Source organism: uncultured Roseobacter sp., assembly GCF_947499265.1.
Taxonomy (GTDB): Bacteria; Pseudomonadota; Alphaproteobacteria; order Rhodobacterales; family Rhodobacteraceae; genus Roseobacter.
In genome coordinates, this window is record NZ_CANMNK010000001.1 from 1 (window position 1) to 21,147 (window position 21,147).

General features: G+C 55.7%; 21 protein-coding genes and 1 pseudogene. 11 read left to right on the plus strand and 11 right to left on the minus strand.

Annotated features, from left to right (window positions below):
* Nucleotides 1–83 precede the first annotated feature (83 nt).
* A pseudogene (locus Q1A63_RS00005) lies at nt 84–1,100 on the minus strand (IS1182 family transposase); the annotation flags it as partial.
* Between the two features lie 351 nt (nt 1,101–1,451).
* Between Q1A63_RS00005 and Q1A63_RS00010 the strand changes: the two are divergent.
* The 4 genes from Q1A63_RS00010 to Q1A63_RS00025 all read left to right on the plus strand — a co-directional run bounded on the left by Q1A63_RS00010 (nt 1,452) and on the right by Q1A63_RS00025 (nt 5,547).
* Nucleotides 1,452–1,916, plus strand: coding sequence for a GFA family protein (locus Q1A63_RS00010; protein WP_298968199.1), 465 nt, complete (start codon nt 1,452–1,454; stop codon nt 1,914–1,916).
* Between the two features lie 206 nt (nt 1,917–2,122).
* Entirely contained in the window at nt 2,123–3,265 is a 1,143-nt protein-coding gene (locus Q1A63_RS00015) for a serine hydrolase domain-containing protein (protein WP_299630224.1), read from the plus strand.
* A 387-nt stretch (nt 3,266–3,652) separates the two neighbouring features.
* Nucleotides 3,653–4,414, plus strand: coding sequence for a YHYH protein (locus tag Q1A63_RS00020; RefSeq protein WP_298968203.1), 762 nt, complete (start codon nt 3,653–3,655; stop codon nt 4,412–4,414).
* Nucleotides 4,415–4,527: 113 nt separating this feature from the next.
* Nucleotides 4,528–5,547: an IS110 family transposase gene (locus Q1A63_RS00025; protein WP_298968205.1), complete on the plus strand. Its 1,020-nt coding sequence runs from the start codon at nt 4,528–4,530 to the stop codon at nt 5,545–5,547.
* A 529-nt stretch (nt 5,548–6,076) separates the two neighbouring features.
* Here the strand turns inward: Q1A63_RS00025 and Q1A63_RS00030 are convergent.
* The 7 genes from Q1A63_RS00030 to Q1A63_RS00060 form a co-directional block, all read right to left on the minus strand.
* Nucleotides 6,077–6,973, minus strand: coding sequence for an alkaline phosphatase D family protein (locus tag Q1A63_RS00030; protein WP_298968207.1), 897 nt, complete (start codon nt 6,971–6,973; stop codon nt 6,077–6,079).
* A 530-nt stretch (nt 6,974–7,503) separates the two neighbouring features.
* Nucleotides 7,504–8,379, minus strand: coding sequence for an isoaspartyl peptidase/L-asparaginase (locus tag Q1A63_RS00035; RefSeq protein WP_298968209.1), 876 nt, complete (start codon nt 8,377–8,379; stop codon nt 7,504–7,506).
* 701 nt (nt 8,380–9,080) lie between these two features.
* Nucleotides 9,081–9,482: a bacterioferritin gene (locus tag Q1A63_RS00040; RefSeq protein WP_298968210.1), complete on the minus strand. Its 402-nt coding sequence runs from the start codon at nt 9,480–9,482 to the stop codon at nt 9,081–9,083.
* A gap of 63 nt (nt 9,483–9,545) precedes the next feature.
* Entirely contained in the window at nt 9,546–10,196 is a 651-nt protein-coding gene (locus Q1A63_RS00045) for an SDR family oxidoreductase (RefSeq protein ID WP_299630228.1), read from the minus strand.
* A 143-nt stretch (nt 10,197–10,339) separates the two neighbouring features.
* A complete protein-coding gene (locus Q1A63_RS00050; protein WP_299630230.1) occupies nt 10,340–11,656 on the minus strand; it encodes an aldehyde dehydrogenase family protein in 1,317 nt (438 codons plus the stop codon).
* Nucleotides 11,657–11,735: 79 nt separating this feature from the next.
* Nucleotides 11,736–12,488: a hypothetical protein gene (locus Q1A63_RS00055; protein WP_298968216.1), complete on the minus strand. Its 753-nt coding sequence runs from the start codon at nt 12,486–12,488 to the stop codon at nt 11,736–11,738.
* 29 nt (nt 12,489–12,517) lie between these two features.
* Nucleotides 12,518–13,312, minus strand: coding sequence for a CmcJ/NvfI family oxidoreductase (locus Q1A63_RS00060; protein ID WP_299630233.1), 795 nt, complete (start codon nt 13,310–13,312; stop codon nt 12,518–12,520).
* A 160-nt stretch (nt 13,313–13,472) separates the two neighbouring features.
* On the opposite strand from Q1A63_RS00060, the gene Q1A63_RS00065 reads away from it, so the two are divergent.
* Nucleotides 13,473–14,363, plus strand: coding sequence for a LysR family transcriptional regulator (locus Q1A63_RS00065; protein ID WP_298968219.1), 891 nt, complete (start codon nt 13,473–13,475; stop codon nt 14,361–14,363).
* Nucleotides 14,364–14,392: 29 nt separating this feature from the next.
* Nucleotides 14,393–14,890 carry a hypothetical protein gene (locus tag Q1A63_RS00070; protein WP_298968222.1) on the plus strand — a complete coding sequence of 166 codons (498 nt, stop codon included), beginning with the start codon at nt 14,393–14,395 and terminating at the stop codon, nt 14,888–14,890.
* Nucleotides 14,891–15,400: 510 nt separating this feature from the next.
* Here Q1A63_RS00070 and Q1A63_RS00075 read toward each other — a convergent pair.
* Complete coding sequence (locus Q1A63_RS00075; protein WP_298968223.1) at nt 15,401–15,745, minus strand: copper-binding protein; 345 nt, start codon at nt 15,743–15,745, stop codon at nt 15,401–15,403.
* Complete coding sequence (locus tag Q1A63_RS00080; protein WP_298968224.1) at nt 15,745–16,269, minus strand: DUF4142 domain-containing protein; 525 nt, start codon at nt 16,267–16,269, stop codon at nt 15,745–15,747. The genes Q1A63_RS00075 and Q1A63_RS00080 overlap by 1 nt, the downstream gene beginning before the upstream one ends.
* A gap of 136 nt (nt 16,270–16,405) precedes the next feature.
* Here Q1A63_RS00080 and Q1A63_RS00085 point away from each other — a divergent pair, with 136 nt between their 5' ends.
* The 3 genes from Q1A63_RS00085 (at nt 16,406) to Q1A63_RS00095 (ending at nt 18,482) form a co-directional block, all read left to right on the plus strand.
* The gene (locus Q1A63_RS00085) at nt 16,406–17,362 is read left to right on the plus strand and encodes an AraC family transcriptional regulator (protein WP_298968226.1); all 957 of its coding nucleotides are present in this window, start codon (nt 16,406–16,408) and stop codon (nt 17,360–17,362) included.
* Nucleotides 17,363–17,471: 109 nt separating this feature from the next.
* Nucleotides 17,472–17,840, plus strand: coding sequence for a hypothetical protein (locus Q1A63_RS00090; protein ID WP_298968228.1), 369 nt, complete (start codon nt 17,472–17,474; stop codon nt 17,838–17,840).
* A gap of 60 nt (nt 17,841–17,900) precedes the next feature.
* Complete coding sequence (locus Q1A63_RS00095; protein ID WP_298968229.1) at nt 17,901–18,482, plus strand: uracil-DNA glycosylase family protein; 582 nt, start codon at nt 17,901–17,903, stop codon at nt 18,480–18,482.
* Nucleotides 18,483–18,908: 426 nt separating this feature from the next.
* Here Q1A63_RS00095 and Q1A63_RS00100 read toward each other — a convergent pair whose 3' ends face one another.
* A complete protein-coding gene (locus Q1A63_RS00100; RefSeq protein WP_298968230.1) occupies nt 18,909–19,373 on the minus strand; it encodes a DUF2269 domain-containing protein in 465 nt (154 codons plus the stop codon).
* 44 nt (nt 19,374–19,417) lie between these two features.
* On the opposite strand from Q1A63_RS00100, the gene Q1A63_RS00105 reads away from it, so the two are divergent.
* Together Q1A63_RS00105 and Q1A63_RS00110 are read left to right on the plus strand one after the other, a co-directional pair.
* Complete coding sequence (locus tag Q1A63_RS00105; protein ID WP_298968232.1) at nt 19,418–20,032, plus strand: DUF4166 domain-containing protein; 615 nt, start codon at nt 19,418–19,420, stop codon at nt 20,030–20,032.
* Nucleotides 20,025–21,137 carry a saccharopine dehydrogenase NADP-binding domain-containing protein gene (locus tag Q1A63_RS00110; RefSeq protein WP_298968234.1) on the plus strand — a complete coding sequence of 371 codons (1,113 nt, stop codon included), beginning with the start codon at nt 20,025–20,027 and terminating at the stop codon, nt 21,135–21,137. The genes Q1A63_RS00105 and Q1A63_RS00110 overlap by 8 nt, the downstream gene beginning before the upstream one ends.
* Nucleotides 21,138–21,147: the final 10 nt, after the last annotated feature.

Below are 21,147 nucleotides of genomic sequence, written 5' to 3' on the forward strand. Positions count from 1 at the left end.
TCAACATGCGTCCACCCGTCCCAGAAACCATTTTAGAGAAAGCCCAAATTTGTGGCCCAGGATCAGGGGGCTAGACAGTTTGGATCAGAGTAGTTCCGGCGGAACTGCTTGAGCGCTTCGCCCTCAGGGCAGATGTACTGATTGTTCTCAGCATCCCATTCGAAGTCGGCGCAGGACCATGTGCCGTCGGTACGGCCAGCCTTGTCGATGAAGGGGATGTGCGGTGCGATGTTGCGCTTCACCAGCCAGTCCAGCATGGGACCAGAGCCGTAGGCGATGTCCGCGATCAGCCGTTCCGGGTGCAAGCCGAACTTGGCTTTAACGCGGTTCAGCATGGTCTTGGTTGAACCCACCTCAGCCTACCGGATCGATCTGGTCGCCTCAACATCGACGATGACACCATGATCCGTGTCGATCAGATAATTTTCTGAATAGGCAAAGAACGCAGGGCCTTTGCGTGCTGCTGTCCATTGGCTGGCAGGATCGGAAAAGGACATGAACTTGGGCTGCACTTCGCTGGCGGTCCCAAAGGCGGTCTCATCCAGCGTGTCGAGATACTCGCGGACTGCGCGAGGGACAGCTTCCACATCAATGCGGGTGGTGTCCCATTCTTCTTTGGGTGCTGAGAACTGTTTGTTGGCATCCGCCTCTATCAGGCTGGCATCAACGGCCATGCGCTGGCCACTGACAAGACCTTCCTCAATACAGCGTACAACCGTCGCCTCAAACAGATGGCGCAACAGTTCGCTATCCCGGAAGCGGCCGTGCCGGTTCTTAGAAAAGGTAGAATGATCCGGGATGCGATCGTTCAGATCGAGGCGACAGAACCAGCGATACGCTAAGTTCAAATGCACCTCTTCGCACAGCCGGCGCTCGGATCGGATGCCAAAGCAATAGCCCATAAGAAGCATCCGGATCAGCAGCTCTGGGTCAATCGATGGGCGGCCAGTGTGGCTGTAGAAATCAGACAAATATGCGCGGATGCTACTCAGATCGACAAACCGATCAATCGACCGCAGCAGATGATCTTGCGGGACATGATCGTCCAATGAGAACTCATAGAACAATGCCGCCTGTGCTTCCTGCCTTGGTCCCAACATCGCCAATCCCTCCAACTCATTGGATGAATTGAAGCAGCTACTTAGGTCTCGATCAAGGATGAGTTTTTCAACAGAATACGCCGCGAGGTGCAGGATGACCAGTCCGCTTTGGGCTACGAGCAGCCTAATCCACCGCAGCAGCAGTAACGTTTTGCATGGAACTCTGAGCCCAAAGTCACTGATGCTGCGCATCTTACCAATGTCCGTCCTTCAAGACTAACAGCGCGTTTTTTGTCTCGCTATTTACCGATCCGGCGATGATTGCTAATATGCGACTTAGCTGGTCGCGATCTACTGCTCGAAATTCGCTAGTAGTTCCGAAACGGCCTTCCCCTAAAATGGAGACTTGGCATGCGCCAACCAAATCTGCCTGCTGGCGGCACCTGTCGCTGTTCCGCGACCCAATTTGAAATCCTAGCCCCCCCTCTAATGACACTTGCTTGTCATTGTGTGGATTGCCAAAGGATGTGCGCCAGTACGTTTTCGCTGGGGGCGATGATCCCGGCGGACGGCTTCAAGATTGTGAAAGGTACGCCGGTTGCAAGACCGTTACCCGGCTCGCCGCGGCATCATTTCTTTTGTCCTATCTGTATGACTTTGATGTTTACCAAAGTCGAAGGGGCTGAGGCGCGGGTGAACGTGCGCGCGACGCTTTGTCGGGACAGTTCTTGGCTCACGCCCTTTATCGAGATTATGACCAAAGACAAGCTGCCTTGGGCTGTTACCCCTGCCATTCACAGCTATGATGCTTTCCCGTCACCAGCGGAATTCAAGAGACTTCTTGCTGAATTTGCAGGCTGGGTTGACCTCAGCTGAGACGACTTGCTGCTTGGCAATTCCCGAGCGCTTGTTGGACTGGTGGATAGGGCCATTTTTCGTCGGGACGCCTGGGCCGTCCTCTTCGGAGCAAGGGCGGCTCATCAACAAGATGCTGCGACGCCTCCGAGGTCGGCTTGGAGACGTCCCTTGACAATTAATTGTAGGCCAGCGGAAACTCTAAAGATGGGCAGGGAGGGCCTTTTATGTCAAAAAAAATAGATGGCATTCTGCAAAGCGCTGTTGATGCAGGGGACGTCCCATTTGTCGTTGCTATGGCCGCAAACGCTTCGTCGGTGGTGTATTCCGGGGCATTCGGGCCAGCATCACAGGGGCGCGTAGCGCAGGAAAACACAGTGTTCCGCATCTTCTCAATGACGAAATCTGTTGGATCAGTTGCAGCAATGGTTCTGATCGATCGCGGTGCGCTTTCCATGGACACACCAGTTGCAGATATCCTGCCGGAGTGGAACGATCTCCGAGTTCTTGAGGGCTGGGATGGCAACACACCGATGCTTCGGACGCCAGAAGTAGCTGCCACCGTTCGGCATTTGGCCACTCACACAAGCGGTCTGGAATACGAGTTCTGGAACACCGATATGGCCAAGTTTCTCGAGGTGACAGAGGCCACGCCAATCTTATCTGGGCTAAAGGCCGGTTTGAAGTATCCGCTGATGACGGATCCCGGGACAAGATGGGGTTATGGACCAAGCATAGATTGGTTGGGGCAAATCGTAGAGAAAGTCGATGGTCGCCGGATTGATGCGTTCTGCCAAGCTGAGATTTTCGATCCTCTTGGCATGTCCAGCACGGCTTTCGAATCTGATGGCATGGAGGATCGTCTGGCCGACGTCTCCATTCGTGACGAGAATGGTAGCTTCGGTCCGTTTGAAATTGCGCCGCCGGCAAAGCCCGAGGTCTATGGCATGGGCCACGCCTTGTATTCGACTGCACCCGATTATCTAACATTCCTCCGCATGGTCCTGAACAAAGGCGCATTGAACGGGAATCGTATTCTGTCTGAGGGGGCGGTTGCACAGATGACAGCCGATCAGATGCAGGGACTGACGTTCCAAGATATGGTAACGGCTGCGCCGCCCTTGACAGCAGATGTTGCCATGCCTGAAGGCACGACCCACAGCTTTGCATTTGTGCGCGCCGAAGCCGATGTGCCGCACGCGCGGCGGGCCGGGTCTCAAAGTTGGGCAGGCGTCTGCAACACCCATTATTGGATTGATTCAACTTCCGAGCTTGCTGCAGTTATTATGACCCAGTCTTTGCCATTTGTGGAAGAACCTTACATGCGCACATACCGCGCTTATGAAGAAGGCCTGTATGCAATGGCGTAAACTCGTTCGTATTGTTGCTTCGCCAATCGAAAGGACGTGAAGCGACCGGAAGCAAATCACAATTATTGGAACTCAGGGAACCCTTGGTCCGCTGTGGACTTCCAAGCCTCAGACGATTTGTGCCTGCAGCTAAAGTCCGTCTGACGGGCGGCACCGCGGCATCACTGGTCGTTGACGGAAGGCAGCTAAGGGTCGTCCTCGCCTGAGCAACACTGAGCTGCAAATCTGATGATGCGCTTGCCCTCAGGTCGACATGAAGCCCAAATTTGACCGATGCTGTGGTGGCCATGAAGGGCATCCTTGTCGCGCCCATATCCTGCGACACAAAGAACGACGGAAATATCCTTCGCGCCCGTTAAACTCTTAACCAAGCACCCGGAGGGTATCATGAAGACACTAGGCACCACGCTCGCTCTGACGCTGTTTACCGCCGGTGCGGTTCAAGCGCATGTGACTATCACAGTGGATGGGGATCAGCGCTGTATCACATCCGATGGCGTACCCGATCACGAAACCGGTCCATGGCGGGCCGGTGCCACAGTGGAAGAGCAGCACCATAGGTTCTGCATAGATGCTACGCCCGAACTCACGGACACCATCACCCGTGACGCTCGGATCTCGGGTATAACCCTGACCGGGATTCCATTGCGTCCGGGCACCGCGGAATACTATGACCCGACGTCCGAACGCGGGTATTCGCGCGATCCGTCTTCGGGATGGAATGTCGAGGGTATGGGCGGACTCATCATGGATGCACAGAACGCGCATGTGGACGGTCAGGGCATGTACCACTATCACGGCATTCCCTCCGTAGTGACAGGCGAACTCGACAGCACGCTGTTTGGTTATGCGGCGGACGGGTTTGAAATCCACTACGTGGGCGACGAAGCGCAATCGTCATGGCAGTTGAAGAGTGGGGAGCGAGCCTCCGGTCCAGGTGGCGTACATGACGGCACCTACGTGCAGGATTACGAATTCGTTGCGGGCTCCGGAACTTTGGATGAATGTAATGGGGCAATGCTCGACGGGCAGTATGTGTATTTCGCCACCGATACCTACCCGTTCTTTCCGCGCTGTTTCAAAGGCACGGTGTCGAGCGACTTCATCGGTGGGCGTGGCGGTCGTCCCGCGTCGGATGGCGACGGCTGATCCGGAGCAACCCGAAATTCAAAAAGCTGATGGGTTGGATGGCTCCTGCTCAAACCGGCGTCGCAATGCGCCAACTGCGGATGTCCATATCTGCTTTTGATAGGAGCCACCCCATGCAAGTTACCACAATCGGCCTTGATCTGGCCAAGAACGGTTTTCAAGTTCACGGAATTACAGAAGACGAAGAGGTTGCCTTCAACCGGCCTTTGAGCCGCGGGCAGTTATTGCCGTTTTTCTCCAAGATCAAACCTTGCTTGATCAGTATGGAGACCTGCAGCAGTGCGCACCACTGGGCGCGGGAACTGACAGCGTTGGGTCATGAAGTCCGGCTAATTCCACCGATGTATGTCAAACCATACTTCAAACGCGGCAAGTCAGATGCCATCGATGAGGCGGCGATCTGCGAAGCGGTGATGCGTCCGACAATGCGCTTTGTCGCGATCAAGACAGTTGAACAGCAGGCACTCCTGTCGCTGTATCGCGCACGGGATCTTCTTGTCCGACAACGCACGCAGCTGATCAACAGCTTGCGTGGCATGGTCGCAGAGTTTGGCGTCTACATTGCCAGAGGCCTTGCCCGTGTCATCGATTTTGCTGAGAACATACTGACTGGCGAAGTTTTGGATCTGCCTGATGTCGCGCACGAGGTGATCCATAATCTCTCTGAGCATCTGATGGCATTGCATGCACGGATTCGTTGGTACGAAGACCGCTTAAAGCAAGTAGCCAAGGAAGACGCGCGGGTGGGGTTGTTGCGTACTATCCCAGGCGTCGGGGCTGTTACCGCGTCCGCGATCATCGCCGGCATTGGTGACGGACACCAATTCCGCAATGGCCGTGAGTTTGCAGCTTGGCTGGGTCTGACGCCTTCGAACAAGTCCAGTGGCGGTAAAGAGAAACTTGGACGGATCACCAAGATGGGCGATCAATACCTACGATCATTGCTCGTCGTCGGCATGACGCATCTGGTCCGACAGACCCGATCCCACCCAGAACGCGCAAGCAAATGGCTGACATCGTTGCTGGAACACAAACCTGCTCGCGTTGCCACAGTTGCTATGGCCAACAAAACCACCCGGATCGTTTGGGCAGTTTTGACCCGCAACGAGCCGTACACGCTTCGCACAGCCTGAAAAGGAATCGCCATAAAGAGTTAGCAAGACCCGCGAGATGATGGTGCATAAGTCTGCCGCCAATGCCAAGACACTCCGCCGAATGGCGCGGGCATGATAGCCCGCAAAGCTGATAGGAACTTGGTTTGCGGAACCCATCAGGGCCAGCGCTCAAAACCGCGCAAAACAGGCCGGACACATGACCGCTTCTGACAAATGCACAAATCAGTTCAAAAATGTCTCGCTATGCAGGAGCCATCCACACAGGCTATTCATCGATTGAACTCGAATGGCAGCCCCGTCCCCGGGCAGCGGCCGTTAAAACCGGAAGCATTAAAGGCAAGTTTGTCGGTACTGCCGCCGTCCGAAACAGCTGAATCGAGCGCCTGCTGCGAACGGGAGGTTCGGCGGGCCGCATCGCAGCATCTTGACAGGTCGGTGAAAGGCAGGTCTGGGCCGGGCATTCAAGAAAAGCACAGCATTGACGATTTGTGAGCGAGCCGAGCTACTATAGAGACAGCAAAAAAGTGGAAGGGACAGATTGCCGTTACTAAGTGATCACATGTGAAACCGCATCTTCTCCGAGCAAGTTCACCCTCACATGACTACGATGAATGAACAGTTCCCCCCAGTTGTTCAAGTTCCTTTTCTTATTGAATAACTTGCCCGACAAATCGCCTCGTGTGCGCCTTTGTGCAACACCTGAAGAAACCACTTCTGTACAGAAACCATGATGATAGATCCTGTTTCGGTGAATGTCGCCAGATACAAAGATGGGACGAGGACAGTTGCCGAAGCGTACCTTAAACTGATCATAGAAAGCACTGTAGTGGGAAATGCTTTCCCCCAAATCTGGATTGGCGTTTAAGGTTGAGCCACAGCATACTAGAGTAGTGTGGAACTCGTCGCCCAAAGCTCTATCAAGCTGGCCCCAGAGCCACGCCGTCTGTTTCGGCCCTAAAAGCTCAGCATTTGGATTCTGTTGCAGAGGCTCTCGGTAGAACCGGCCATCAAGGACAATCACTAGCGTCCCATCTAGGTCAGCCGCGCAATATATTTCATCGGCATCATCGTCTACCAAATTCCACTCCGGCTTTACCGTCCTGCCGATGTGACTTAGGAACAAACGTCGAGCCTCCTCACGGTGCTTCAGCCCATCATCTGATCCGCCCATCGAATTGTCAGGACCCAGATCGTGATCATCCCATGTAGCGAGGTAGTTTAGATTGTTTAGGGCCGTCCTGAAATTTTGTACAGACAGTTGCTTGCGATAGCGTTGGTCGAGATCCAAATTGTCCCACTTCTTACTGTGCGCATAGACATTGTCACCTAAGAGAAGAAGCAGATCGGGAGCAGCAAGATCAATACTCTTCCAAGCAGGTTGGGTTTTTCTTCTTTGGTATTTTGCGCATGATGCAAACGCGATATGAGCCAATATAGCTTCCATTCGATTCTCCTAAATTCACAAAGTATGATCCCAGGACATTAAATGAAATGTGGGGCGATCACTATCGCGGTTGTGTAGTGGTTGGATCAATCAGCTACCGTCACTAATCCTGTGATCGAAATTCTCCAGGCAACACATGGCAGCTGCTGGAGATGTGGCAATGCAGCATCGGACACGTCAATAAATAGCTGCTATTGACCGGGAAAGGATGGGTGGCCACTCCTCGTTAATGCCCGCTTAATGGAAGCTGCACCGCGGCATGAACCTACTGGGTGAATGACCGGTAAGGGCCGTCCTTGATGTGCCCTGGGTGCCACGCGAATGCAGATGCTGCGCCGTCTCCGAGGTTGGCAGGGGGGCCAGACCAGACCCAACCACGATCGCTCGTGATCCATGTTGGATGGTTCTAGAGACGCGGCTGGACGCTTGACCAAGGTCCGAGGCGTCGATGGACGGGACTATGAACTCTCCGGGCCGCGAGGCACGTGGGACCCTTGGCGAAGAAGACGGCACCGCAGGATAGCCAAGTTTCATTCCCCGGCAGCGTCGCGCCAGGTCGCTTCCTCGCTTAACAATCCCGTCGAATTGAAGACCGTGATGGTGTTGCCGTTTGCATCGAGTGCGATGAGCCCACCTTCGCCCGCAATGCCTCCGAGCGTCTCGAAAACCGCACCGCGCGCGGCCTCCTCGACTGATTGTCCACCCCACCGCATCCGCGCGGCAACCTCGTGCGCCAGAGCGGTCTTGAGGAAGCTTTCACCGTGGCCGGTGGAGGCGACGGCGACAAGGCCGTTTTCCGCATAGAGGCCCGCGCCGGGAACCGGTGTGTCGCCGATGCGGCCAGCCATCTTGTCCTCGAAACCTCCGGTAGACCCCGCCGCCGCGAGATCGCCGCATCGGTCCAGGGCCACGGCTCCGACGGTGCCCTTCTGTTCGAAATCGGCTTTCGGCGCGACGGACGGGAAGTAGTCGGGGTCGACCGTTTCCACGCCGAGCACGGCGAGCGTGTCGTCGGCGCTAGTCCCGAACAACAGAACGTGGGGCGTCCAGCTCATAACGAGCTTCGCCCCGCGAATGGGGTTCTTCATTCGTCGGACGCCCGCAACCGCGCCCACGTCAAGGTCGCGGCCGTCCATGATGGCGGCGTCGAGTTCGACGAACCCTTCCCGGTTCACGATCGCGCCGCGGCCAGCGTTGAAGATCCCCGCATCTTCCATGAGGACAACCGCTTCCTCGACAACCGAAAGGGCGGGCGCGCCTCGGCGCAGCCAGTCTCCGGCGCTTTGCGTGATCTCGCGGAGAAGACGGGTCCTGTTCGGGTCGTCGTCCGTACCCCAATAGGCACCGGCGTGGACAATGAGGGCGAAACGCTCGCCGTCGTCGCATGCGAGCTTCGGATTCGCCATCCGAGCCTCCATCCATGCCATGTCGGCACGCGCAGATTGAGAAAGCGACGGAAACACCACGCAACAGAGAAAGCCGAACAGAACGACTGGACTGAGTCCTTTGTTTAGGGTCATAGTAATGGAGTATCCTCGCTCCGGTCCGAGATCATCGGTGTGTACTATGTTCATCCTATGAGCGGTTATCCTTCGATCGGGAGACCTATTTTAGTGGGCAAGCCTATCCGGATCGCAAAGAACTGGCGACGAGGATGGAACCCTTTCGGAAGGCTCGCAAAGCAACCATCCCGTCTGGTCTATACATGCAAAAGTCGAATTGATTCCAGCGGGCCTTCGCCGCGCGATGCATCAAGGTAGTGTTTGGCGGATCAATCCACCCTTCTAGGGGCTGTTTGCAAAGGTCACAAAATCCCGCGTTTGTTGGTTCAAGTGGCTGCGGATATTGCACGCGCGGCGAATGTCCGGTAAGCGGGCTGCAACCGCAGAAACTTATGCCGTCGTCGAGTGACCGGTTCCGGCCGAGTTTGATTTAAGGATCTAAAGTATGTTGGGTTTGGGACCTTCGTGTCAGCACCGATACACCGTTGATCAAGGTTAAAATAGTTTTACGCTTCAGTTTACGCTTCGTCTCCCGTATCTTTTATGTTTTTCATAATGAAATTCGCTTCGCGCAGTTTGCCCAACAGAGTAAGCTGTAGGTCCAGCTACGCCATGTGGCCTTCTTCATCCAAAACAGCGCTCTCGAATACGGTGCGCGTTCCGATATCGCCGTCTTCCATCGCCTGGCGAGCTGCTTCTGAATAGAACGCAATCGCGTCCTTTTCGTCGGCAAGGTCCGCTGTGAACATCGCTTCAAGCGTCTCTGCAAGGACTGGTGTTTTTTCGGGCGTGAGGTCGGGTTTGCCGCCTAGGAACAGAATGCGATCGATAAAGCCGCTTGCATGGCCCAGCTCTTCGTTCATTTCTTCGCGCATTTTTACTGCGAGAAGGTCAAGGCCCCAGTCGTCCAGCACGTGAGAATGCAGCAGATATTGGTTGGCGGCAGTCAATTCCATCGCGAGTGCGCGCTGCAGATTTTCGAGGCTGGATTGTGTATTCTTGGTCATTGAAGTTCGTCCGATAGTTTTGAAGGTCTGATGATCTGGCAGGGTGATTTCTGTGCGTCGTATTTAGCCAGTGTCACTCGGAAACGGCGACTGAAGGGCTTCATTCGCGGGCACTTCACCATTGATGACCTCAAGTGTCTGCCTTGAGGTCGACGGGGCGTCTATCGCTGCGGCGAACAGAGTTGCCACGTCATCGCGGGTGATGGTTGCGTCCATGCCGTCAAAGGCCTCTGCGACCTCAAACAAGCCGGTTGGCGCCTCGTCGGTTAGAAAGCTTGGCCGGATAATTGTGTAGTCGAGACCCGTGCCTTTTATGAACCCATCAGCGATGTGCTTGGCGTGAAAGTAGGCGCGCAGAGCATCCGGTCCTTCGTCAGCTCGACCAGCATAAATCGAACTTAGAAGAACGAAACGTTTGACGCCCGCGGCCTCAGCCACTTTTGCACTGTTGATTGCGCCATCACGATCAACGTCGTCGAGAGCTTTGCCTTTGGAGCCTGCGACGAACACGATTGCATCATGGCCCTCAAACGTCCCGGTCAACGCATCAACGGAGGCCAGATCCGCCATCGACGCGGCCGCACCGGCATGCCGAAGCGTTTCAGCCTGCTCCGTTTTTCTCACAACACCGGTGACAGCCTGACCGTTCTCAAGACGTTGACCAACAAGCTTCGACCCAATAGCACCCGCGGCTCCCACAACAACAATTTTCATTTTCAAAAATCCTTCAGCGGCACTCTTGCTTCGCAATCTCATAAGTCTTCTGAGCGCCTAATATTTGTGCAATCATGAGCTTAGCCCAGCCGGGCAAAACAACAAGTGCGCAGCCCACCAATTACAGTGGACCGCGCTTGGTTTTAGCCAATCAATCGGACTTGGGCGAACTGTCGGTGCCCATCTGCAGACCCGTGGAAGCCAAACCCGCTCTGCTTGGCACCGACCCAAGGTGCGTCGCCCCCACCGCCGGAGCCTGAGTTGATCCCGACCATCCCGGCTTCAAGCCTGCGCCCGACTGCCACTGCTTCATCTCCGCCAAACACTGCAGCGCCGAGGCCATAGTCCGACGCATTGGCAAGCCTGACCGCTTCATCCGTGTCGCTATAGCGGCTGATTGCCACGACAGGGCCGAAGGTTTCATCACGTGCTATGTCCATTTCGGGTGTAACATCGGCTGGCACAGTGGGTGCCACGTAGTGATCGGGGTGATCCTTGCCACCTAGAAGTACGCGGGCACCTTTGACGATGGCATCGTCAATGTGATCGATCACGCCCTTGCGTTGCGTATCGTTGATGATCGGGCCGATATTGACGCCAGGTTGGTTCCAGGGGCCGATGCGGTAGCGCGCTGCGATTTCTGTGACACGCTGCTCAAACGTCTCTGCCACGCTGTCATGCACATAGATCCGTTCGGTCGAGATGCACATCTGGCCTGCGTTTTCAAAGCTGCTGGCCACGGCAAAAAACTGTGCGGCGCGGTCAATATCGGCATCCGGCAAGACGATCATGGGATCGTTGCCACCGAGTTCGATGACGAGGCGTTTCAGCGATCCGGCGGCACGGCGCATGATATCCTTGCCCGCCGCTTGCGAGCCGGTGAAGGCAATCATGTTCACGTCCGCCTCGACCAGAGCCTGGCCCAGATCGCGGCGACCCTGAACGATGTGCAAGACACCCGTGGGCAAGACCGTGTTCAAGGCATCCACAAAGGGCTGCGCAATCAACGGCGTTTCTTCGGAGGGTTTAAAGACAACGGTGTTGCCCGCAACCAATGCCGGAATGATCAGGTTGTTAGCCATGGCCAGCGGGTAGTTCCAGGGTGAGATCACCGCGGTGACGCCAAGTGGGATGTATTCGATGATTTGCCCACCCCGTCTTTGCTGTTGAATTGCGTCAGCAACCTCGCGCGCTGTTTGGACCGTGCCATAGACCACGCCCTGCACCTCTCCGGTGGAGCGTCGGATGTCCTTGCCCATCTCGCGGCTGAAAAGCTCGGCCATCTCATCGACGCGGCCGGTCAGCACGCGGCAGGCCCGTTCAAGGACCGCCACGCGGTCCGCAACGGGTCGCGCAGCCCAGTCTTTCTGTGCCGCGTGGGCCTCCGCCACAATCGCGTGGATGGTGTCGTTGGTTGTGATCGGGACAGTGCCCACGAACCTCACCATTGCTGGGATCATAGGATGTAAGTGTCATTTTCATGGTTCCTTGAAAGGGTGGCCCGTCCGCAAGAGGTGCGGACGGGAGAGATGTGTTGGCCTAGCCAAAGAGAACGTCAGAACGGATTATGTATTTCTCACCCGATGTGATCTGCTCGCTCGAATGCAGGCAATGCAGAGGGTGATGACCATGCGGGAAGACCAGCACGTCACCCTTGGTCGTGCGTACCTCCACGAGGTTCACGTCATCTTCACGTTTTGCAGGTTCGGACGGGTTGGACTTGCTCACCATGAACTGCGTCCGCCCGCCTTCGTACCCATCATTGAGAAAGTTCAGATAGGTATCCTGGCTCAACTGACCTGGATAGACATCATCCGCCAGCTTCCCGTTCACGACCCGGCTGCCGGGCCAAGCCCCGTCAGAATGCGGCTTGAAGTAATCCCCTTCATCGTGGCGATAGAAGCGGAACCGCGCGTTAATGCCGGTCGCCTTCTGACCGTTCACCTCTTCGGTTAAGAGATGCTTTGAGCGCTCCCAGAACACGCGGTCGATCTCTTCGCTGACCACCCAGTTGGCGTTCTGGTTGTGGCGCACTGAATGCGGCAGAGACACGGGCGAGTCCTGATGGAAGCCGAGCTGTTCGGCCAGCTTGACGATGTTGTCGGCCTCAGTGTCCGAGAGCACGTTGAGCAGTTGGAATGCGCCCGGCACTTCGGGCAGCTCGACGCGTGTCACCGCGTTTTCGCCCCGCTCTTCGAAGGGATTGATGGTGCCGGGCTTGTCGGTCCAGATCGGCAGTGCTTCAGGCCCAAAGCCACGTTCACGATTTACGATATAGAGATTGTCAGACATGAGATGTGTCCTTTCTTGAGAGCGCTTGATCAGGCAAATCTGACCAAAGCGCGGGTTTCGATACTTTGTCTTGGTTTGGCGTTTTCAGGGGTGACCGTCAGATCGACGGCCGAGTGCGCGACCGCAGGCGTTCCGCGACTGTCAAAGGTGGTGAACACCACCGCTTCCTCCGGCGTCATCGCTGACATGTAAACCCAGCGGTGCGCATCATTGCGTTTGAGCCCGGTGATCTGACCGCGCCTGTCCGGATAGATGATGTCCACATTCGTCCAATCCTCCGCTACGACCGCCGTAGGGTCAGCGAAGGCGAGCGGGGCGGTTTCCACTGGATAGGCAATAGGACGCCAGACATTCACAATGCCGTAATGGCCTTTTGACCATTCCGCTGCGGTCTCGTCGCCCAGAACCTCGCACAAGCGGGCGGGTCCGGATTGCGCCGAATAATCCCCGTGCACATGGCGCGCCGGACGGCGAACGGTGTCACTGTCCACACGAACCGTGTGGTCAAAGATCACCACCTCTTGCGCACCGCTGACACGTTTTATCAGCGTTTTGACTTCCGGGTCGTAGACATCGCGGAAGGACCGATCCGCATCAAAAGCTGCAACCGCCGTCGGGTCGGATACAAACTGCATCCCATGCGAGGCAAAGCTGATGTCAGCGCTATCGCGTGCGTCGTGCAGTTCAATTGTCGCGGGTTCATACGCCGGATCAATCCGTGTGTCGATCTCCCCATTTGGGTCGATCAGGATCTGCGGTGTGGCGTCATCGGCCATCTGATAATGGACAATGGCCGACGGGGTCATGTGTTCGGCGACTTGCATGGTCTTCTCCTTATCTCTGCGCCGCGTTGTGCAGGCGTTGAGCGAGAGATAGCCGGTCATTCCGTTCCGAAAAACGGGATAGATTGGAATTAATAATTCCTAATTACGCAATAATATGATCTGCTGCCTGAACCCACAGCAAACGCTGAAAGAGGCACACATGTCCGATCTCGTGCAAAACCTGCGCGTCTTTCTGAAAGTCGCCGATCACGAAAGCTTCGCCGCCGCGGGGCGCGATCTGAACATGGCCAATTCCTCTGTCACCCGTCAGATCGCGGCGCTTGAGGAGGAATTGGGTGCAAAGCTGTTCGTGCGGAGCACCCGGTCTGTGCGACTCTCTCCGGCAGGAAACGAAGTCTACGCGCGTGCGCAAAATCTCTTGGCGAGCGTCGATCGCTTGAAACGCGATCTACACGCCTTGGACGGACGGGTCAGCGGCACGCTGCGCTTGTCGGTCCCGTGGCGGTTCGCGCGTATCTACATCGCGCCTCTCTTGAACAGTTTCCTAAAGACCTATCCGGATGTGCGCGTCGAAATAGTCAGCGACGACCGCATTGTCAGTCTGCCAGACGCGGGCTTTGATGCCGCCATCCGGATCGGGCGGCTTGCGGATTCATCACTCATCGCGCGGAAACTCGATGACCAAAGCTTCGCACTCGCTGCCGCGCCTTCTTACTTGTCTGACCACCCGCCCATCGCAACCCACGCAGATCTTTCAGACCACGCGATCTTATCCTTTGCGTATACGACGAGCGCCTTCACCTGGAAACTCAGACACGACGGCCAGACGCACCGCCTCGCAACGCGGCATAGCAGGTTGTCGACAAACAACGCTGACCTCATCACCGAAGCGGCGATTGATGGGGCGGGGATCATTGTTCAGCCGGACTGGGCCATTCGCGACCATTTGGACAGCGGTGCGTTGATCCGGCTTTTGTCCGACTACGAGGTCACATCAACGGCCTTTGAAACCGGCATTTATGCCGTCTACCCTGCTGAAAACAGAAACAACCCCTGTGTCCGGGCCTGGGTCGAGCATCTGACGACATAATTCGCGACAGGACAAAAGAAGACAGTATCATGATCTGGTTGGAAGGGCTCAGCTACCTCGTCACGATACTCGGCTTCCCAGCCGCGATATTCGTTATCGTGCGAGAAGAACGATTGCGCCGCGAAAATGAAGCCAGCGAGCTTCACCGAAATCTTTCAGAGGAATATGACAACTTCCTTCGGATGGTTATAGACCATTCTGACCTTCTACTGATGAGCCGAACACGCCTTGCTGACGATCTGGACGAAGAAAAGCGAGAACGGGTCGAGATCATCTTTCGGATTTTGATCTCGCTGTTCGAGAAGGTCTTTATCCTTCTTCACCGCCAAGACATGGAAGGCAACGCGCAGCGCCGGTGGGCCTCCTGGCAGGACTACATGACCGAATGGTGTAATCGCGAAGACTTTCGATCTTTGCTGCCAAAGCTGCTGGAAGGCGAAGACGAAGAGTTTCGGCACTACCTGCTGGAACTCAGCGAACAATGCGCGGCCATGCAGGTGCCAGCTGAGAACAAGATAGGAGGATGAGATGACAGGGGAAACCGTCTACAAGACCGCCGTTCTTTATCGCATCGTGCAAGACGATTTCGTTTGCCCCTATGGCACTAAGGCCAAATTGTTCTTGGAACGGCGGGGATAAAGCGTTGAGGATCACCACCTAACCACAAAGGATGAAATCAAGGCGTTCTTGAACGAGCACAATGTCCGTACGACACAGCAGGCTTTTATCGACGGCAAGCGTATAGGAGGGCTCGAGGACATCCGAAACTTCTTCTTCCCAGATCGCGTTTCGCGAGGTGGTTCAGCACAGTATTGAAGAAGCGGCGGCAATACCGTGCAATGATAAGGTTCGAGCATGATCTAGCTCACTCATTGCGTCAAATGTCCGGTAACCGGAGTGCAAACGCAGCATTGATAGGCGTTGCCGAATGGCTGGTATGGGCCGCTGGCGTATATTGCGGTCTTTGATTGTCCCCTGCGCCGCGCAAGGCGCAGACAAGTAGTTGGTTCCAGCAAACTTGCGACCCCATTGATCGGCTAATGAGTGATCTCAATCCGCCCCTTCATGTGCGGGTGAAAGACACAGAAGTAGGTTGTCTCCATTCCGTCTGTTACCCACACTTCACCGATGGCATCCTTTTCCAAAGCACCGGTATCCCACCCAAACTCATCAGCAGTTGCTGTGTGCGGCGCAAGGTCTTTGTTGCTCCATCGGATCATATCACCAACACGGACCTGAATCAGGCCTGGGTTGAACTCAAACGATCTGATCTCGACCTCATGCACCTTTCCGATATCCGCCAGCAGGGTAATTGGAACAGGAACGGCTGCCATCGCAGCCGTTCCGACCATCACGCTTCGACGTGTGGGCCTGCGCGTCATCACTGAAGCGCCTTGACCATCATTTCGGCGTGGTGTTCGTGCGCCTTGAAGATTTCCAGACCTTGTACGAACAACGCCCGAACCTCGTCGTTGTCAATGTTGGGGATCATGGTGTTTTCGACCAGCGCGTTCACGGCCTGATGGTAGGCCAGTTCATTGGCCGCATAGGCCGCGTCGAACTCCGCCCCGCGCAGTTTGACAAAGCCGTTGATGATCTCTTCGGCATTGGCATTCAGGGTCTGGCTGACCGCATTGTCCTGGGCCGTTGCGCCTAGCTTGTCCAGCAGTTCCAACGCTGCCGCGTTCACCGCGGTATGGTCGCGGATCATGGTGTTGGCGAAGTCGTGGATGTCGGGATTGCTGGACAGTGCAAGTGCCAGATGCGCGTAACGAATGTCGATGTTGTCGGCGGTGTAGGCGATATGGGCGTATTCAAGATCACTCATGTCGGCGACATCCTGTGCAGATGCCTGAACAGCTGTCATGGCGAGCAATACGGCGAAGGTGGAAAGCAGCTTTTTCATCTTAGAGTCTCCTTTGAGGTTAGACCCCGTTTGAATAGCCCCTCATTTGCGTGTGTTTGAATGCGCGTGCGTCCCAAATGCTGTGCAGATCGTTCAGACCTCTGTACAGTTTCATGCGGTTCCATATGATTTGCGCATGCTTGACCTTCTCAGTGACATCCTGACGAACCTGTCCATGCGTGGAACGATCTATTTCCGCACGTCTTTCACCAAGCCATGGGGCGTCGCCGTTCCGCGGTACGAGAACGTGGCACGGTTTCACTTCGCGCACCGTGGCAATTGCCTCATCCGCGTCGAGGGTGTCGATGATCCCGTCGATCTGGCTCAGGGAGACTTGGTGATCATTCCACATGGCGCGCCGCACGCGCTCTATTGTGGACACGACCCCGAGCGGACGATCATGCCCCTGGATAGGGTTCTGGAAGTTTCGGGTTTCACCGGGACTGGCGTGCTGGTCTATGGCGGTGAGGAGCCACAAAGCGAAACACAGTTGATCTGCGGTCATTTTTCGTTCGAACCTCATGCGCGCCATATCCTGATGGAGCGTCTGCCACCCATCATCCATCTCAAGAATTATGGCGAGAGTGCGGGCCGTTGGATGGAGGCTACGTTACGGATGATCGGCGAGGAATCCGGCGGCCAAAAGATGGGCGGCGATCTGATCGCCCTGAAGATGTCTGAAACCATCTTTGCGCAAGCGGTTCGAACCTTCATCGAAAGCAGTGATGCCCCGGAATGGGGTTTGGGGGCGTTTGCCGACCGAAATCTGAGCCGGGCGCTGGACGCCTTTCACAAGGCCCCCGCGGACAGTTGGACGGTCGAGACACTGGCGCAAGTCGCGGGCATGTCCAGGACCAGTTTTGCCGTTCAGTTTCAAAAGGCGATGGATATGACGCCCATCGACTATGTCACCAAATGGCGCATGGAGATTGCAAAGAAAGTGCTCCTGTCGCCCGGCTCATCCTTGACGGACGCAGCGGAAAGCGCGGGCTACGCGTCGGATTCTGCGTTTGCCCGTACCTTCAAGAAAGAGGCGGGGATGTCGCCGGCTGAGTTCCGCAAAGTCATCCTAGCCGAAAGTTCAACGACCTGAACGATCTGCACAAATTTGAGGACGATCCCGCATGTATCGACCGAAAGCGCACTCCTATCTTTGTCCTGTCTAAGTTACACACAGCATCCGAAGAAAAGGACAAGCCACCATGTTTCCCCGTTTTGTCACAAAATCGATCCACGCTTATCTGGACTACCCAGTCGCCCTTGGCCTGATTGCAATGCCGTTTCTCTTTGGCCTCGGTGCCGAGAATGCACTGGCGTTCTGGCTGTCTGTTGCCACCGGCGTCGCTGCTTTCGCCCTCACCGTTTTGACCGACCATCACCTCGGTGTCATTCGGGTCTTGCCGTACGCGCTGCATTTGGCGGTGGATGGTCTTGTCGGGATCGCATTCGTGGTCGCTCCAATCGTGCTTGGCTTTGCTGGCCTCGATTTCTGGTATTACATGATCCTCGGCCTGACGGTGTTGGCCGTGGTTGGCCTGCATCAACCCGAAGATCGCCCGGCGGCGATCTGAAGTACCTCAATCGGCAGAGGGCGGCGCAGAGGCGCCGTCCATGCCATAGCGGAGGGCCGCATGCAGCCAAACCGAAACACTGATCTGATCGACAGCATTATGTCATGCGACCTCTGTGAGGATCTTCCTCTGGGACCCCGACCCATTCTACAGTTCAATGCGGCGTCCAAGATCCTGATCGCAGGGCAGGCACCCGGACGCATCACCCATCGCAAAGGCATCCCGTTTGACGATCCGTCGGGGAACAGGCTCCGGGACTGGTTGGGCGTGTCCCGCGAGACTTTCTACGATGCATCGAAGATCGCGATTCTGCCGATGGGGTTCTGCTATCCCGGGACCGGCACCAGCGGCGACCTGCCGCCGCGCTCCGAATGTGCCAAAGCTTGGCGCAGTCGGGTTTTGCAGGCTTTGGGCTCTGTTGAGCTCACCATTGTAATTGGACGCTATGCGATCAATTGGTACCTGCCCGATTACGCCAATCATTCTGTCACGGAAGCTGTGAAAGCCTGGTCAGACTTGTGGCCCAAGAAGATCGTCCTTCCTCACCCGAGCCCCAGGAACAACAGGTGGCTTAAGTCGAACCCATGGTTTTCCAATAGTCTCATCCCATTACTGCAAGACCGCGTAAGTGCCATGACCTAGCTGATCTTCCAACGAGAGAACGGGTCGACGACTTGGAAACCAGACCAACTCCAACACTGCGCGACATGCGTTGAGCCGGAATTGCCAACCTGCGCCGTCATTGCATTGGCGGCGAATGGCAGCAATGCGGGCTACTGGCGCAGCATTGAGCGGCTCTGTTCAACGGCAGGTTTGGGCCGTTCGCGAGATCCTTTGAGGCGGGGCAGGGGGCAATGCTGCACCGCCTCTGATGGCCGCTGCGAGCTCACTTTACCGTTTTTCGGTGTCGCAGCGAACGTCTAGTATCGCAAAAACGAAACGGCCGTCGAAATCTCGGCTATGGATATCGCTTACGGCACGCCAAATAGCTTTAGCCATATTTACTTAAACCTTATCGTTTCCTAGGTAATTTGATTTGCTTTCATCCTTCGACGACTTCAAATCAACTCAAAAACTCGGCTTTGCGATCATCAACCAAAATACCGCTAGAAGTGCCGGAAAAGCGAGCGAACCCAACAGCACCCATTGCCTGAAGTAGCGCCAATAGCCTGCGGGGAGCTGCGAAAGATCGGTTGCGTCATGCGCTATTTTGCGCATTTTGACCTGTATCCAAACGACCGGTAGCCAGCATGCGCCTGCAAACGCAAATAAGACTAGCGCGACCCACAACCATGTGGCGTCAAGTGTCCATCCCGCCTGCGATATCAGCAATGCGCCACTGACGAGTTGAACAAAGCCTGACGGCGTCGTGAAAATGAGATCACCCAAAACCACCATCTGCGTTGCGAATTTGATCGCGGCAAGATTTTTCACCTTGTGCGCTGCAAAATAGAAAAACGCGAGCCCAATTCCGGTCCCGAACAGCACGGTCGAGCTGACGATGTGAATCCACTTTAAGACCAAGTATTCCATACCAACGGATAACCACCTAGAACCTGTGCAGACAAGAGGTGGCCATGTCAGAAAACGAACCATTCTTCGAAAAGATCTTTGGCGAAGATTGGGCGACCATGCCCGAGGTGTTTCACGCTCACTATGCAAACCGGACACACAGAGACGACGTTGTGCGTGTCACTGGCCTGATGGATATCCGGCAAAGCTGGTTAATGCGGTTGGCGGCCCCTCTGTTTCGCATGACCAAAACCCTTGTTCCGGTTGATCGCAAAGGCGTCGACACCGAAGTGATCTTTCGCACGCACGCTGATAACGACGGTTTTTGGTATCATCGCCACTTCAGGCTCGGACCTGTCGGCACATATGAATTTGTCTCTCGATTAGAGCATATGGGCGGCAGTCAAGTGACGGAATGGACGGGGGCAGGGATCGGGTGGCACTCGACCTTCGCCTTTGACGGCAGCCGTGTCCGGTTGGAACATATAGGTTACAGGTTCAAGCTGGGTCGACTGACCATGCGGCTCCCGGTGACGTGGCTGTTTGGCGTCCCCTCCGCATGGGAAGAAGCTATCGACGACACTCATTTCCGCATGGAAATGACAATCCAACATTGGCTCTTTGGGCATCTCTATTCATACTCCGGTGCGTTCGAAATCGATGAGGTAACCCTTGGCTAATTGTGCGCTCATCCTTGGCGGTTACGGAAATTTTGGCAAACGCATAAGTGCTGCGCTGGCGTCCAAAGGCATCCCCGTTCTGATAGCGGGACGCGACTTTCAAAAGGCGAGCGATCTAGCAAAATTGATCGGTCCCATTGCCACTCCATTGAAACTCGATGTCGAAACAGGGCTTGCCCAGGCATTCAAGGAACATGATCCTTGTGTCGTGGTGAACACCGTTGGTCCGTTCCAAGGACAAGGATACGATGTCGCTCGCGCCGCGATTGATCACAAGATCCACTATATCGATCTTGCCGATGGGCGGGAATTTGTGACGGGCATCAACGAACTAGACCAGCAAGCGCAAGACGCCGGTGTTGCGATTATCAGTGGTGCAAGCACAGTTCCCGCGCTCTCGGACGCTGTTATGGCCGCCTATGCGTCGGACTTCGCGCGAATTGACCTGATGAAGTACGGCATTGCACCAGGGCAAGGGGCCGAACGTGGTCTTGCGACGACACGCGCAATTCTTGGCTATGTCGGGCGAAGGCTGGCACCGTTCAAAGGGATCAGGCCCGACATCTACGGTTGGCAGGATATATACCGCCAACCTTATCCGGGTCTTGGTGCAAGGTGGATGGCCAACTGCGATGTCCCCGACTTGGACTTGCTGCCAGATCGGCATAACATCAAAACAATCCAGTTTTCCGCGGGGCTGGAGCTTGGCCTGATGCACCTCGGCCTTTGGGCTATTTCCCACCTCGTGCGACTTGGTCTTCCCCTTCCGCTCGAACGAATGGCCCCAGCTTTGTTGTCGATTAGCAATTGGTTCAATCCCTTCGGTAGCAGAGATGGCGGCATGCATGTGTTCCTGACCGGAGATAGCGTCGAAAACCCTGGTCAGCAAATAGAGCGGAGTTGGTTCATTGTTGCACGCAACGGCTGTGGCCCGCACATCCCGACGATACCAGCCATTATCCTCGCTGCGCGTATAGCAAAAGGGGATCAGCCTACTGCAGGTGCAAGGCCATGCTTGGGGATGGTCTCCCTTGCGGACTATCTGTCAGAACTCGAAACACTGGACGTCGAAACGATCACTCATCTCCGATCAATCGCGCCCTGAAACTCGGGCT